This is a genomic window from Acidovorax sp. KPB24-07 (genome assembly GCF_057543315.1).
In genome coordinates this window covers 1-764 of record NZ_BAAJYS010000838.1, presented here as the reverse complement: position 1 = coordinate 764, position 764 = coordinate 1, and the positions used below count along the sequence as shown (strand labels likewise).

At 70.3% G+C, this 764-nt stretch carries 1 protein-coding gene; it reads left to right on the top strand.

All coding sequences use genetic code 11. The features are described from left to right. The coding region (locus tag AC27IQ_RS26170) for a mechanosensitive ion channel family protein (protein ID WP_487091388.1) at positions 1 to 764 on the top strand (764 nt) is incomplete at both ends.

Sequence of the window (764 nt, the reverse complement as noted above, 5' to 3'; positions counted from 1 at the left end):
CGCGGTGGCCCTGGGGATCGCGCGTTATCGCACGCACCACGGCCTGGCCGCCGCGGGCGACGCGGCGCCGTTCAGCGCGTCGGCCACGCTGCTGTCCTGGGGGCTGCGCACGCTGCTGTGGGCCACGGTGCTGCTGGCCATGCTGTCCAATCTGGGGGTGAACATCACGGCGTTCGTGGCCAGCCTGGGGGTGGGCGGCATCGCGGTGGCGCTGGCAGTGCAGAGCATCCTGGGCGATCTGTTCGCCTCGCTGGCGATCGCAGTGGACAAGCCGTTCGATGCAGGCGATTTCATCGTGGTGGGCGGCGTCGCGGGCACGGTGCAGCGCATCGGCCTCAAGACCACGCGCATCCGCAGCCTGGGCGGCGAGCAGGTGGTGATGAGCAACACCGACCTGCTCAAGCAGACCATCAACAACTACCGCTACCTGCAGGAGCGGCGCATCGTGTTCCAGTTCCGCGTGCCCTACGGCACCACGGCCGAGCAGGCCGAGGCGGTGCCGCAGGCCGTGCGCCGCATCATCGAGGCCGAAGGCCAGGCGCGCTTCGACCGCGCGCACCTGCAGGGCTTCGTCGAGAACGGGCTGCAGTACGAGGTGGTCTACATCGTGCTGGACCCGGCCTACAACGTGTACATGGACCTGCAGCAGCGCATCAACCTGTCGCTGATGCGCGAACTCGCCGCGCTGGGCGTGGACTTCGCCGTGCCGGCGCGCACGGTGCAATTGGCCGCGCCGGCGGGCGGGCCGCCGCCCGGGGGCTTTC